Source organism: Burkholderia sp. AW33-5, from assembly GCF_053427615.1.
Map to the genome: position 1 here is coordinate 568,367 of NZ_JBSAXA010000001.1, position 11,974 is coordinate 580,340.

An 11,974-nucleotide genomic window follows, 5' to 3' on the forward strand; every position below is an offset into this window, starting at 1 on the left:
GTACATCGTGTCGACACCCGTGAACCGCCAGCTGCTGCTGAAGACGCGCCCGGAAGGGCGGGTCGGCCGCGAACACTTTTCGCTCGTCGAAACGCCGGTGCCGGCGCTCGCCGACGGCGAAGTACTCGTGCGCGTGCTGTATCTGTCGATGGATCCGACCAACCGCGTGTGGATGAGCGACGTCCCGCAATACTTGCCGCCCGTCGCGATCGGCGAAGTGATGCGCGCGCTCGGCATCGGGCGCGTGGTCGCGTCGCGCCATGCGGGTTTCGCGCAGGGCGATCTCGTGCAGGGGCTGGTCGGCTGGCAGGACTATGCGGTCGTGCCGGCCGACCAGACCGCGCAGCTCGTGAAGCTGCCCGCGCAGTCGGGCCTGCCGCTGCCGACGCTGCTCGGCGCGTGCGGGATGAGCGGCCTGACCGCGTATTACGGGCTGACCGACATCGCGCCGGTGCAGCCCGGCGAGACGCTCGTCGTGTCGGCGGCGGCCGGGTCGGTCGGCTCGATCGCCGGCCAGATCGGCAAGATTCACGGCGCGCGCGTCGTGGGGATCGCGGGCGGCGCGGACAAGTGCCGCTACCTGACCGAGACGCTCGGCTTCGACGCGGCCGTCGACTACAAGGCCGACGATTTCCGAGAGCAACTGAAGGCAGCGACACCGGACGGCGTGCACGTGAACTTCGAGAACGTCGGCGGCGAGGTGATGCGCGCGGTGCTGTCGCGGATGGTGATCGGCGGGCGCGTCGCGCTGTGCGGCGTGATCTCGAACTACAACAGCGGCCGCGCGGCGGACGACGTCGGCGTGCTGATCTCGAAGCGGCTCACGATGCGCGGCTTCCTGATCCTCGACTACCGCAAGAGCCGCGAAGCGGTGCAGACGCTCGCCGGATGGCTGCGCGACGGCCGGCTCAAGGCCGAGGAAACCGTCGCCGACGGGCTCGAGAACGCTCCCGACGTGCTGAATCGACTGTTCGACGGCGACCATCGCGGCAAGCTCGTGCTGCGCGTCGATCCGGACGCATGAGCCGCGGCATGCGCGCGCGTTGAGTCTGCATCGTCCGGCATCAATTTAAGACTCGTCCCATATATTGTTCCGGCCGCTCTCCTTAAAGTAATTGCCAGCAAACGGCGGCGTGACATGCGCGTCACGCCGCCGTTTTTCATTTGCACGGCAAAACGGGAGGCGAAACATGCAAACGAAGACGGGGCAGGCGGCACCGGCGGCGGTGCGTGATCGAACGAAGCGGTGCATCGGCACAAGGTTGCGGATCGTCGCAACCGGGTTCGGCATCGCGTTCGCGATGTCGGGCGCGGCAGCGGCCGAGCAGGCGCAAGCGAATGGGATCGTGCAATTCACCGGCGCGCTCGTCGATCTGTACGACGTGCGATTCGACGCGCCGTCGATCGGCGCGTCAAGCAGCGCGACCGCGGCGACACTCCGGTTCGATGCGCATGGCCGGCGCCTGCCCGGCGCGCATGTGGCGCTCGTGGAACTGGACGGCCAGCCACTTTCGCGGCCCGCGGAAGCGCAGGTTCGCGCGACATGGCGCGATGCGCGCGACGATCGGATCGTGCCGCTGGAAGCGGGGCGCGCGCATCGTGTCGGCCCGTATGGCGGCGAGCTGACGGTCGCCGGGCCGGACATGGAAACGGGCGCCGTGGCGCCCGTCGTGATCAGGATTCGACATCCGTGACGCGTTGCGTCATTCCCCTTGTTCGGCGCGCGCGTAGATGTCCCAGCTCGCCATGAACAGCGCGGCGACGAGCGGTCCGATCACGAAGCCGTTGATGCCGAACAGCGCCATCCCGCCGAGCGTCGAGATCAGCACGACCCAGTCGGGCATCTTCGTGTCCTTGCCGACGAGGATCGGTCGCAGCAGGTTGTCGACGAGGCCGATCACGCCGACGCAGAACGCGACGAGGATCACGCATTTCCAGATCGCGCCGATCGCGAGGAAGTAGAGCGCGGCGGGCACCCACACGAGGCTCGCGCCGATCGCCGGCAGCAGCGACAGGAACGCCATCAGCGCGCCCCACAGCACGACGCCCTCGATCCCGAGGATCCAGAAGATCAGGCCGCCGAGCGCGCCCTGCACGAGCGCGACCGCGATGTTGCCCTTCACGGTTGCGCGCACCACCGTCGTGAACTTCGCGAGCAGCAGGTTCTTGTGCTCTTCGTCGAGCGGCATCGCGCGGCGCACGCGGCGGCCGATCTCGCCGCCGTCGCGCAGCAGGAAGAACACCATGTACAGCATCACGCCGAAGCTGACGACGAACTGGAACGTGTTCTGTCCGATGCTGAGCGCCTGGGTTGCCGCGAACTGGCTGATCTGCGCGGCGCCGTCGGTCAGCTTCTTCTGGATGCCGGGGATGTTGGTCAGCCCGTATTTCTGCAGCAGGTTCTGGATCGACGTCGGCAGCGCGTGAATGATGTCATGGAAGTACTGCGAATAATTCGGTTGCGCGTTCTTGAGTTCCTGGTACACGTACGCGATTTCCTGCACGAGCGTCGCCGCGACGAACACGAGCGGCAGGATCACGATCAGGATGATCAGCGACATCGTCACGAGCGCGGCCAGGTTGCGCCGCTTGCCGAAGCGCGCGGCGAGCCAGCGCTGCACCGGCTGGAACAGGATCGCGAGAATGGTGCCCCAGAAGACGGCGCCGGAGAACGGCGCGAGAATCCAGCACAGTCCGACGGTGACCGCGAACAGCAGGAAATAGAAGAATTTTTGGTGATCGTGTCCGCTATCCATGGATGGTTCGCGCAGATTGATGCCTGGTTTGATTGAATTTCGTTGCCTCGGGCGCGATCGGCTCGCGAACGTCACGGGTTCGCGGCGAAGCGCGCGCAGGGCGGCCCGATGGGCAGTATGCCCGCAAAGGTGCCGCCATCATAGCCGCTGCGCGCGGCGCACGCGAAAACGCCGCGACCGGAGTCGCGGCGTTGCCGGGAAGCAAATCGGCCCTGGGGCCGTGCCGGCTCGTCAGATGTGGAGGCGGGTGACCTTGGTGCCGTTGACCGACAGGTCGCCCATCAGGCCCGCGTTGGTCAGGACCAGCACCTCGACCGGAGCGGTGGCCGTGTTGGAATCGACCGCACCGTTCGCGCCGACCTTCACGACCGCGACGGAGGCGTCGGCGCCGGCCGACCAGCCTTCGGACTTGCGGAACGAGTCGAGCGCGTCCTGCGTCATGAACAGGAACACGATCGCCTTCGATTGCGCGCCGGCCTGCAGGCCGACCGACAGCGACGACGTGTTGTAGTAGCCGACGGTGCTGCCGCCGACGCGCAGCGCGCCGTTGCCGGACTGACCGCCGACGATGAAGCCGGCCTGCAGCACGTTCGGGAACACGAGCACGCCGCGCGATTTCGCGACGAGTTCACGCGAGCCTGGCACCGTCGAATAGAGGCGCGATAGCGTCGCATTCACGCTCGCGTCGATCGATTCGCGTTTCGACGCGCTGGCCGATGCGTTGTCGGGTTTGTCGGGCGTGGTGGTGCAACCGGCAAGGGCGAGACTGCCGAGCAAGACGGCGGCGGCGGCCTTCAGGGCGAGAGACTTCTGCATGGCGTTTCTCCTTCGTTGTCGGGTTGAGAACGGATGGGGCGGGCGGCGGTGCGGGCAGCCCCGTTCAACGGCGGGCAAGCAGCAGGCCCGCGACGAACGCGAGGCCCGCGACGACGCCCGCGGTCTGCCATGGGTTGTCGTGCACGGCTTGCGACACGCGCTCGGCCGAATCGCGCAGCCGGGCGGCCGCGCTGCCCGACGCGTAGTCGAGCGTGCTGCGCGCTTCGTCGAGCCGCGACTGCACGCGCTTGCGCAGCGCGGCGATATCGCCGTCGCCGTCGTTCTTCAGCAGGTCTTCCAGTTCATCGACCAGCCCGCGCAGATCGTCGGACACGTCCGCATGCAGGTCGCGGGCGGCCGAGCGTGCCGAGCGTCCCACGCGCCGGCCGGTGCGACGGATATCGGACAGGCCGCGGTCCAGCTTGTGTTCGATCGAGTCGGTGAGCGCCATGATGTTTATCCTCCTTGGATTTGATTTGCAGCCCGGATTTGCAGGCCCATTTGAAGATAAGACGAATCCCAGCAACCAATGTGATTCACATCAGCCAATTGAGTTTCGAGACAAATTTTCAATTCGTCGGCAAGTTTCCCGGGAAGCCCCGCGCGACGGGGCGCGGCAGCGGTTGAAAAAATTTCGCGCTTCGGGCGAAACGACGTAGCGAGCCGTTGCGCGACGTGAAAGTCCGGTAAATATGGCGTCGCCCGATGCGTCAGGTAAATAGTGCCATTGCACGTGCCGTGCCGATGCAATTGCACTAATCGTCCATTTCTTCGTGGAGCAGGGTTTGTGCCCGCGATGGCCTCAGGCGGTGCCGTCGTCCAGCCCGAGGCCGATGACGGCGGGACCGTGGCCCGACGAGCGATATGCATCGGATGCGTAACAGGCGGCCCGTTGCGCCGGGGTTTTGTAATCGGGCATGGATTGCAGCGCGATCGGCTCGGCGGCGTTGGTGTGTCAGGCATGCACGGCCTTTACGCGCGCGCGGCGAAAATGGCGAAGCGACGCGGCGGGCATGAACGGCGGCAGGCGTGACATGGAACGTTCCACGGGAAGAAAATTCGAAGGGTCGGGCAAGCATCCTGACGGCAAAATCGCGTGTTGTGATCGAATTGGCCATCAGGCCAGTGCCGAACGGCCAACGATGACGGCAGGGCCGGCCAGGGCTGCTACGCTTCGCATCTGACACATCGTTCCGGCCTGCGATCCGAACGCGTCCGCGCACGGCCCCCACAGGAGATTTCCATGTCCTACATGCTGTTGATCGTCGAACCGACCGGCCAGCGCGCCGAACGTACGCTCGAAGACGGGCAGGCGTTGTACGCGCGAATGGTGGATTTCGCGGAGACGCTGAAAGCGCGCGGCGTGCTGCGCGGCGTCGAGTCGCTGGAGCGCTCCGAGCGCGCGACGCGCGTGCAGGTGCGCGAAGGCGAGACGCGCCTCGTCGACGGCCCGTTCGCCGAGGCGAAGGAAATGGTCGGCGGCTTCTTCATCGTCGACGTCGACACGCGCGAGGAAGCGATCGAGATCGCGCGCCAGTGCCCGGCCGCGCAATGGTGCACGGTCGAAGTGCGCGCGGTCGGCCCGTGCTTTCTGTGACGGCTGCGCCTCGGTATTTACCCTGATTCGTCGCGCGGCACGTCGATCCGGCGGTCTGCCGCCCGTCGTCCGGATAAGGCGCCGATGAGCGGACGCCCCTTTTCACCGATGACAAGGAGTGAGCGATGCGATTCATGATCATGATCCGGGCGAACGCCGTCAGCGAATCCGATGCGTTGCCGGACAACCGGCTGGTCGAGGCGATGACGGTCTACCACGAGGAACTGGCCAGGGCCGGCGTGCTGCTCGACGCGAACGGCTTGCGGCCGAGCGCGCGCGGCTGGCGCGTGCGGTACACCGGCGGCAAGGGCACGGTGGTCGACGGCCCGTTCGCGGAGACGAAGGAGCTGATTGCCGGCTACACGCTGATCCAGGTGCGCTCGCGCGACGAGGCGCTCGAATGGACGCGCCGGTTTCCCGCACCGTTCGGCGCCGAAATGGACTGCGAGATCGAGGTGCGGCCGCTGTTCGAGCTCGACGACCTCACACCGAGCGAAGCGGTCGAGCGGTTCCGCGATCTCCACGTCGGCCGCACCCACGCCTGAATCTGCCTGAATCCAATCTCACCGGAGCATCCGTCATGCACAAGATGGTTTTCATCAACCTGCCCGTGGTCGACCTGCCGCGCTCGAAGACGTTCTACCAGGCACTCGGCTTCGAAGTCGTACCGGCCTATACCAACGATCAGGCCGCCTGCATCAAGATCAGCGACACGATTTTCGCGATGCTGCTCGTGCGGCCGTTTTTCCAGACCTTCACCGGCAAGACCATCGTCGATCCGGCGACGCAGGTGCAGGCGCTGTCGTGCCTGTCGTGCGACAGCCGCGCCGAGGTCGACGAGATCGTCGCGAAGGCGCTCGCGGCCGGCGGGTCCGCGCCGCAAGCGCCGCGCGAGTATCCGAACATGTACGGCCACGGTTTCGACGATCCGGACGGCCACGCATGGGAGCTGATGGCCATGCCGCTGGATGCTGCCACCCAGGGGCAGGCGTCGTGACGCGTGAGGCGACTCACCGTGCGATCGAAGCGGTCTGGCGGATCGAGGCGCCGAAGATCATTGCCCGCGCCGCGCGCGTGGTGCGCGACGTCGGCGTGGCCGAGGAACTCGCGCAGGACACGCTCGTCGCGGCGCTTGAGCACTGGCCCGTCGACGGCGTGCCCGACAATCCGGCCGCATGGTTGATGACGGCCGTGAAGCGGCGCGCGCTCGACCGGGTCCGGCAGGAGTCGCTGCATGCGGCGAAGCGCGACCAGCTCGGACATGAAATGGACGCGCTCGAAGCGCACGTCGTCCCCGACATCGCGGATGCGCTCGCCGATGCGAGCGACGACGATATCGGCGACGACCTGCTGCGGCTGATCTTCACGTCGTGCCATCCGGTGCTGTCGACCGATGCGCGCGTCGCGCTGACGTTGCGGCTGCTCGGCGGGTTGACCACGAGCGAGATCGCGCGCGCGTTCCTGTCGCCCGAGCCGACGATCGCGCAGCGCATCGTGCGCGCGAAGCGCACGCTCGCGGCGGCGCGCGTGCCGTTCGAGGTGCCAGCCGCCGATGCGCGGCCCGCGCGGCTCGCGTCGGTGCTCGAAGTGATCTACCTGGTGTTCAACGAAGGCCATGCGGCGACCGCGGGCGACGACTGGACGCGCCCGGCGTTGTGCGACGAGGCGCTGCGACTCGGCCGCGTGCTCGCCGGACTCATGCCGGACGAAAGCGAGGTGCTCGGGCTGGTCGCGCTGATGGAGCTGCAGGCGTCGCGCATGCACGCGCGGACCGATGCGCAGGGGCGGCCCGTGCTGCTGCTCGACCAGGACCGCAGCCGCTGGGATCCGCTGCTGATCCGGCGCGGCCTCGCCGCGCTCGAGCGGGCGACGAAGCTCGGCGGCGTGCGCGGCCCGTATGCGCTGCAGGCCGCGCTGGCGGCGTGCCATGCGCGCGCGCGGCATGCGTCGGAAACGGACTGGGCGCAGATCGTCGCGCTTTACGACGCGCTGGCCGAAGTCGCGCCGTCGCCGGTCGTCGAGCTGAATCGCGCGGTGGCGGTGGGGATGGCGTTCGGGCCCGCCGCGGCACTGGAAATCGTCGACGTGCTGCGCGACGATCCGGCGCTCGCCCGCTATCACTGGTTGCCGAGCGTGCGCGGCGATCTGCTCGCGAAGCTTGGCCGCGCCGACGAAGCGAAGGTCGAGTTCCGTCGTGCGGCGGAGTTGACCCGCAACGAACGTGAAAGGGAATTGTTGTTGAAGCGCGCGACGGATGCGTGACGCCGGTGCAAGCGCACCGGGCGTCGCGCCAGAAGCCAGAAGCCCGAAGCCCGAAGCCCGAAGCCGAATCCCGAGCGTAACGCCGACCCACCGGCGACGCGACCCATCCCGCTCCCGCCCGTCAACTGTCCCTCATTCCCGCCCTCCGCTATCGCGCGGATTGAAAAAGCCTATTGGGGGATGCGAACGCCAGCGCCTAGATTAAAAGGCACGAAGCGTGCGCGTCCGGCCTGCGCTTCGTTCCCCACATACATCATCGGCCCGGCTTCGCACGCGGCCGCGCCGACTCGAACGGAGGCGCAAATGGCTCAACTCAAGGGCAGCAAGACCGAAGAGAATCTGAAGGCCGCATTCGCGGGCGAATCGCAAGCGAACCGGCGCTATCTGTATTTCGCTTCGAAGGCCGACGTCGAAGGCCAGAACGACGTCGCCGCGCTGTTCCGCTCGACTGCCGAAGGCGAAACGGGCCACGCGCACGGCCACCTCGAATACCTCGAAGCAGTCGGCGATCCGGCGACGGGGCTGCCGTTCGGTTCGTCGCGGCTGAACCTCGAATCGGCGATCGCCGGCGAGACGCACGAATACACCGACATGTATCCGGGCATGGCGAAGACGGCGCGCGACGAAGGCTTCGACGAAATCGCGAACTGGTTCGAGACGCTCGCGAAGGCCGAGCGCAGCCACGCCAACCGCTATACGAAGGCGCTCGACGCACTCGTCGACTGACGCGAGTCCGGCAGCAAGGCAGCACGGCCCGGCCCGACATCCTGCGGCCGGCCGTGCGTTGATCGCTGCCCGCGTCACGCGGGTGGCGCGTCCGCGCGCATGCGCGCCACGCTGGAGCGCCCCATGCCACACAAGGAAGGCAGTCTCGAAGCCCCGACGCGGCATCCGCTCGACTGGCAGTCCGAAGCGTTCTACGACCAGGCCGCGATCGATGCGGAAATGACGCGCGTGTTCGACATCTGTGCCGGGTGCCGGCGCTGCGTGTCGTTGTGCGGCGCGTTTCCCGCGCTGTTCGATCTCGTCGACGACACGCCGATGGGCGACATCGAGGAAGTGCCGAAGGACGCGTTCGGCAAGGTCGTCGACCAGTGCTACCTGTGCGACCTCTGCTACATGACGAAATGCCCGTACGTGCCGCCGCACGCATGGAACGTCGACTTCCCGCACCTGATGCTGCGCGGCAAGGCGGCGCGCTACAAGCGCGGGGAGGCGCCGCTGCGCGACAAGGTGCTGTCGAACACCGACGCGCTCGGCCATTTCGCGGGCATTCCGATCGTCACGCAGGCGGTGAACGCGGTGAATCGCACGCCGCCCGCGCGCCACGCGCTCGAAGCGGCGCTCGGCGTCGATCGCAACGCATGGCTGCCGGAGTTCGCGCCGCGCAAGTTTCGGCGTGCCGCGAAACGCTCGGACGGCCCGCCGGTACGTGACGGCGAACGCACGCCCGGCAAGGTCGCGATCTACGCGACGTGCTACGTGAACTTCAATGAGCCGGGCATCGGCCACGACCTGCTCGCGATCCTCGCGCACAACGAGATCCCGTACGAGCTGGTCACGCGCGAAGCGTGCTGCGGGATGCCGCTCCTCGAGCAGGGCAACCTCGCGGGTGTCGCCGCGAAGAAGGCCGTCAACATTCCGGTGCTCGAGCGTTATGCGCGCGAAGGTTACGCGCTGATCGGCGCGATCCCGAGCTGCGTGCTGATGTACAAGAGCGAACTGCCGCTGATGTTTCCCGGCGACGACGCCGTGCGCGCGGTGGCCGACGCATTCTGGGATCCGTTCGAATACGTGATCGCGCGGCATCGCGACGGTTTGCTGAAGACCGATTTCAAGCAGGGCCTCGGCACCGTGTCGTATCACGTGCCGTGCCACGCGCGCGTGCAGAACATCGGCCGCAAGACGGCCGATACGCTGTCGCTCGTACCCGATACGCGCGTGAACGTCGTCGAGCGCTGCTCGGGGCATGCGGGCACGTTCGGCGTGAAGAAGGCCTTTCATGCGGACGCGATGCGGATCGGTGCGCCGGTGTTCAAGGCGATGGCCGAGCCGAAGCCGGACGTCGTGTCGTCGGACTGCGCGCTCGCCGGCCATCACATCGTGCAGGGCATCGACGAGAAAGGGCTGCCCGCCGCGCCGCTCGCGCATCCGCTGACGCTGCTGCGCCGCGCGTACGGCATCTGAACCGGCCGCTCCACGAAGACATCGACGCTATCCAAGGACACGCCATGACGCTGACCCGCGACTCGCTGCTGACGCTCGAAGCGTACGCGAAGATCCGCAAGGCCGAACACGCGCGGCTCGTCGCGTACAAGCGCCGCCGCGCCGTGGCGCTCGGCAACCATCTGCGCCTCCTGTTCGAGGACGAGACCACGATCCGCTACCAGATCCAGGAAATGCTGCACATCGAGAAGATCTTCGACGAGGCCGGCATCGAAGGCGAACTGGAAGCCTATCTGCCGCTCGTGCCCGACGGCACCAACCTGAAGGCGACGTTGCAGATCGAATACGAGCACGAGGCCGAACGGCGGGCGGCGCTCGCGCGGCTGATCGGCGTCGAGGATCGCGTGTACCTGCGCGTCGACGGGCACCCCGAGGTCTATGCGATCGCCGACGAGGATCTCGATCGCGACAACGCGGAGAAGACCTCGGCCGTGCATTTCGTGCGCTTCGAACTGGACGGGCCGATGCGCGCGGCGCTCAAGGGCGGCGCGACGCTGTCGATCGGCTGCGATCACCCGGCCTATACGATGCCGCCGCAACGCGTGGACGCGGACGTCGCCGCGTCGCTGGCCGGCGACTTGCGCTGACGCGCGCGGCCCGGCGCCGCTTCCCGTATCGCGCGGATTCCCCACATCGTTCCGACCCGAAACGCAGCGCCCGATCGTCGCGCCCGCCGCCGTTGGCTGTCCGCTACGGCGAGATGTAACAGGCCCGTCGACGCTTGCATGCCGGGAAACGATGTGCATCGGCCTCAGAGCGCTTTCATTACTCGCGGAGAAACAATAACAAGATTGTGCGAGGGGAAAATTCAGTCGAATGCAATTTGAACGAATTACCGATCCGTGAATATCTTGTTACGAATTTTTCCCTGATTTACCGATTTTCGGAGGCGATTCCCGGGATGGTTGCGGGTAAGGGTCGGAACAACGCCGGAGGGCTGCCTGGTGGCCCTCGCAGAGCCCCGCCAGACGGGGCTTCCCAGCATCTCGCATAAGGATCGCGTAAAAAAATTCAAGCGTAAATTGATTGCGCATCCATGGCAGGTTGTTTCAGTGCGTAACATTAAGTCATTGTCATATTGAGATAAACCCTGAGGATGGTATGCTTCGTGCACAAAAATTCCCACATTGGAGTGAGACCGTAGTTTGTGCGCCATAGCCGTGAATGGCGGCACCGTGAAAGTGCGGTGTCGCACCGGCATGCACAACGATCGGATAACCATAATGTGCAACCGGGCCGCCCCGTGACGCGATGCGTGACGACGGCGCCGACAATCGCAGCCCCGGCCTGGCTGCGTGGAGAAATCGACTATGTTCTTCGATGAGCTTAACGATGAAGAGTGGTTTCGACTTTCAGCGCTGATCGCCGATGAACCCATTCGGCTGAACCGTCGAGGCCGTCCGCGAGCCGAACCGCGCGTCGTCGCCAACGCGGTTCTCTGGATCCTGACGACCGGTGAAGCGTGGTCGAAACTACCCGGGCGCTATCCGTCCGGGCCGACGTGCCGCCGCCGCTACGAGGAGTGGCTCGCGAACGGCACGCTGCTGCAGATGATCGACGTGCTGACCCAGTTCAGCGGGCGCACGTTCGCGTACGTGCCGCCGCCGCCGGCGCCGGTCGCGCCGGCATGCCGTGCGGAGCCCGTGCCCGACAACGACCGTCTGCGCGGCGTGTTCTGGCAGAACCCCGAGTCGTGGCAACTGCCGGTCGCGCAGGCAAACGTTTGGGATGGCGAGGGCGCTTCGCTGACCGCGATGCCGAACGGCGCCGCCGAAGCATCGTCCGGTGCGTCGTTCGCGGTGCCGGGCGCGCAGCCCGCGGGGCTGCGTCACGGGCGTCAGTCCGCCGCGAGCTTCGCCGCGGCCGAGCCGCAAGTCGACGAATACCGCGGCTATACGATCAGCGGCAGCGCGCAGCCGGTGCAGAACCTGATGTACCGCGCGTGGGCCGAGATCATGCAGGACGACCGGCGCGTCGAGCGCTCGGGCCTGATCGGCCCGCGCTTCACCGATGCGGAGGAAGCGGAGCAGTACGCGCTCGACTGGGCGCGCCAGTGGATCGATCGCCATGGAGCGAGCGACGAACCGGTGCGTGCGCCGCAAAGCGAGGTGCTGGCCGGCCTGTCCGCGCTGGCGCGTGCCGAGTCGGACATCAAGCGCTTCATCGCCGAGCGTCGTGCGGGCGCGTTGTCCGAGGGCCGCAACGACCCGGTGCAAGCGGACCGCCGCGAATACGCGTATCGCGTAGGTTGATCGTCGTCCGAACGAAAACGCGCGGGTCGTCGTCCGTCACGACGCCCGCGCGTTTTTTTTGTTCG

The 11,974-nt window shown here is 66.8% G+C and carries 14 protein-coding genes; 11 read left to right on the plus strand and 3 right to left on the minus strand.

All coding sequences use genetic code 11. The features are described 5' to 3' along the window. The first annotated feature begins 7 nt into the window (after nucleotides 1-7). Complete coding sequence (locus ACV22V_RS02645) at nucleotides 8-1,024, plus strand: NADP-dependent oxidoreductase (protein WP_448012921.1); 1,017 nt, start codon at nucleotides 8-10, stop codon at nucleotides 1,022-1,024. Nucleotides 1,025-1,190: 166 nt separating this feature from the next. Next, on the plus strand, nucleotides 1,191-1,694 hold the full coding sequence (locus ACV22V_RS02650; RefSeq protein WP_448012922.1) for a thioesterase: 504 nt from the start codon (nucleotides 1,191-1,193) through the stop codon (nucleotides 1,692-1,694). A gap of 9 nt (nucleotides 1,695-1,703) precedes the next feature. Here ACV22V_RS02650 and ACV22V_RS02655 read toward each other — a convergent pair whose 3' ends face one another. The 3 genes from ACV22V_RS02655 to ACV22V_RS02665 form a co-directional block, all read right to left on the minus strand. After that, nucleotides 1,704-2,756 carry an AI-2E family transporter gene (locus ACV22V_RS02655; RefSeq protein WP_059531628.1) on the minus strand — a complete coding sequence of 351 codons (1,053 nt, stop codon included), beginning with the start codon at nucleotides 2,754-2,756 and terminating at the stop codon, nucleotides 1,704-1,706. A 231-nt stretch (nucleotides 2,757-2,987) separates the two neighbouring features. Continuing rightward, nucleotides 2,988-3,572, minus strand: coding sequence for a BPSL1445 family SYLF domain-containing lipoprotein (locus tag ACV22V_RS02660; protein ID WP_448012923.1), 585 nt, complete (start codon nucleotides 3,570-3,572; stop codon nucleotides 2,988-2,990). 64 nt (nucleotides 3,573-3,636) lie between these two features. Beyond that, nucleotides 3,637-4,023: a DUF883 family protein gene (locus ACV22V_RS02665; protein WP_059531622.1), complete on the minus strand. Its 387-nt coding sequence runs from the start codon at nucleotides 4,021-4,023 to the stop codon at nucleotides 3,637-3,639. Here ACV22V_RS02665 and ACV22V_RS02670 point away from each other — a divergent pair. The 9 genes from ACV22V_RS02670 to ACV22V_RS02710 all read left to right on the plus strand — a co-directional run bounded on the left by ACV22V_RS02670 (nucleotide 4,022) and on the right by ACV22V_RS02710 (nucleotide 11,909). Beyond that, a complete protein-coding gene (locus ACV22V_RS02670; RefSeq protein WP_448012924.1) occupies nucleotides 4,022-4,231 on the plus strand; it encodes a hypothetical protein in 210 nt (69 codons plus the stop codon). The two genes, ACV22V_RS02665 and ACV22V_RS02670, sit on opposite strands and share 2 nt — an antisense overlap. Nucleotides 4,232-4,815: 584 nt before the next feature. Then, nucleotides 4,816-5,169 (plus strand): YciI family protein, encoded by a 354-nt coding sequence (locus ACV22V_RS02675; RefSeq protein WP_059689518.1) that lies wholly within the window; start codon nucleotides 4,816-4,818, stop codon nucleotides 5,167-5,169. 125 nt (nucleotides 5,170-5,294) lie between these two features. Further along, the gene (locus ACV22V_RS02680) at nucleotides 5,295-5,714 is read left to right on the plus strand and encodes a YciI family protein (RefSeq protein ID WP_448012925.1); all 420 of its coding nucleotides are present in this window, start codon (nucleotides 5,295-5,297) and stop codon (nucleotides 5,712-5,714) included. Between the two features lie 35 nt (nucleotides 5,715-5,749). Beyond that, entirely contained in the window at nucleotides 5,750-6,166 is a 417-nt protein-coding gene (locus ACV22V_RS02685; RefSeq protein WP_448012926.1) for a VOC family protein, read from the plus strand. Beyond that, on the plus strand, nucleotides 6,163-7,431 hold the full coding sequence (locus ACV22V_RS02690) for an RNA polymerase sigma factor (protein ID WP_059531613.1): 1,269 nt from the start codon (nucleotides 6,163-6,165) through the stop codon (nucleotides 7,429-7,431). Before ACV22V_RS02685 ends, ACV22V_RS02690 begins: the two co-directional genes overlap by 4 nt. A gap of 303 nt (nucleotides 7,432-7,734) precedes the next feature. After that, nucleotides 7,735-8,157 carry a rubrerythrin family protein gene (locus tag ACV22V_RS02695; protein WP_059466550.1) on the plus strand — a complete coding sequence of 141 codons (423 nt, stop codon included), beginning with the start codon at nucleotides 7,735-7,737 and terminating at the stop codon, nucleotides 8,155-8,157. Between the two features lie 123 nt (nucleotides 8,158-8,280). Then, a complete protein-coding gene (locus tag ACV22V_RS02700; protein WP_059532391.1) occupies nucleotides 8,281-9,618 on the plus strand; it encodes a heterodisulfide reductase-related iron-sulfur binding cluster in 1,338 nt (445 codons plus the stop codon). Between the two features lie 44 nt (nucleotides 9,619-9,662). Continuing rightward, a complete protein-coding gene (locus ACV22V_RS02705) occupies nucleotides 9,663-10,244 on the plus strand; it encodes a DUF3501 family protein (RefSeq protein ID WP_448012927.1) in 582 nt (193 codons plus the stop codon). Between the two features lie 723 nt (nucleotides 10,245-10,967). Beyond that, nucleotides 10,968-11,909, plus strand: a complete 942-nt coding sequence (locus ACV22V_RS02710) for a transposase (RefSeq protein ID WP_448012928.1) — start codon at nucleotides 10,968-10,970, stop codon at nucleotides 11,907-11,909. Nucleotides 11,910-11,974 lie beyond the last annotated feature (65 nt).

Coding starts and splice junctions, on each gene's coding strand:
- ACV22V_RS02710 (WP_448012928.1), top strand. CDS start 10,968: ATGTTCTTCGATGAGCTTAACGATGAAGAGTGGTTTCGACTTTCAGCG.
- ACV22V_RS02650 (WP_448012922.1), top strand. CDS start 1,191: ATGCAAACGAAGACGGGGCAGGCGGCACCGGCGGCGGTGCGTGATCGA.
- ACV22V_RS02680 (WP_448012925.1), top strand. CDS start 5,295: ATGCGATTCATGATCATGATCCGGGCGAACGCCGTCAGCGAATCCGAT.
- ACV22V_RS02655 (WP_059531628.1), bottom strand. CDS start 2,756: ATGGATAGCGGACACGATCACCAAAAATTCTTCTATTTCCTGCTGTTC.
- ACV22V_RS02675 (WP_059689518.1), top strand. CDS start 4,816: ATGTCCTACATGCTGTTGATCGTCGAACCGACCGGCCAGCGCGCCGAA.
- ACV22V_RS02670 (WP_448012924.1), top strand. CDS start 4,022: ATGATGTTTATCCTCCTTGGATTTGATTTGCAGCCCGGATTTGCAGGC.
- ACV22V_RS02685 (WP_448012926.1), top strand. CDS start 5,750: ATGCACAAGATGGTTTTCATCAACCTGCCCGTGGTCGACCTGCCGCGC.
- ACV22V_RS02660 (WP_448012923.1), bottom strand. CDS start 3,572: ATGCAGAAGTCTCTCGCCCTGAAGGCCGCCGCCGCCGTCTTGCTCGGC.
- ACV22V_RS02705 (WP_448012927.1), top strand. CDS start 9,663: ATGACGCTGACCCGCGACTCGCTGCTGACGCTCGAAGCGTACGCGAAG.
- ACV22V_RS02700 (WP_059532391.1), top strand. CDS start 8,281: ATGCCACACAAGGAAGGCAGTCTCGAAGCCCCGACGCGGCATCCGCTC.
- ACV22V_RS02665 (WP_059531622.1), bottom strand. CDS start 4,023: ATGGCGCTCACCGACTCGATCGAACACAAGCTGGACCGCGGCCTGTCC.
- ACV22V_RS02695 (WP_059466550.1), top strand. CDS start 7,735: ATGGCTCAACTCAAGGGCAGCAAGACCGAAGAGAATCTGAAGGCCGCA.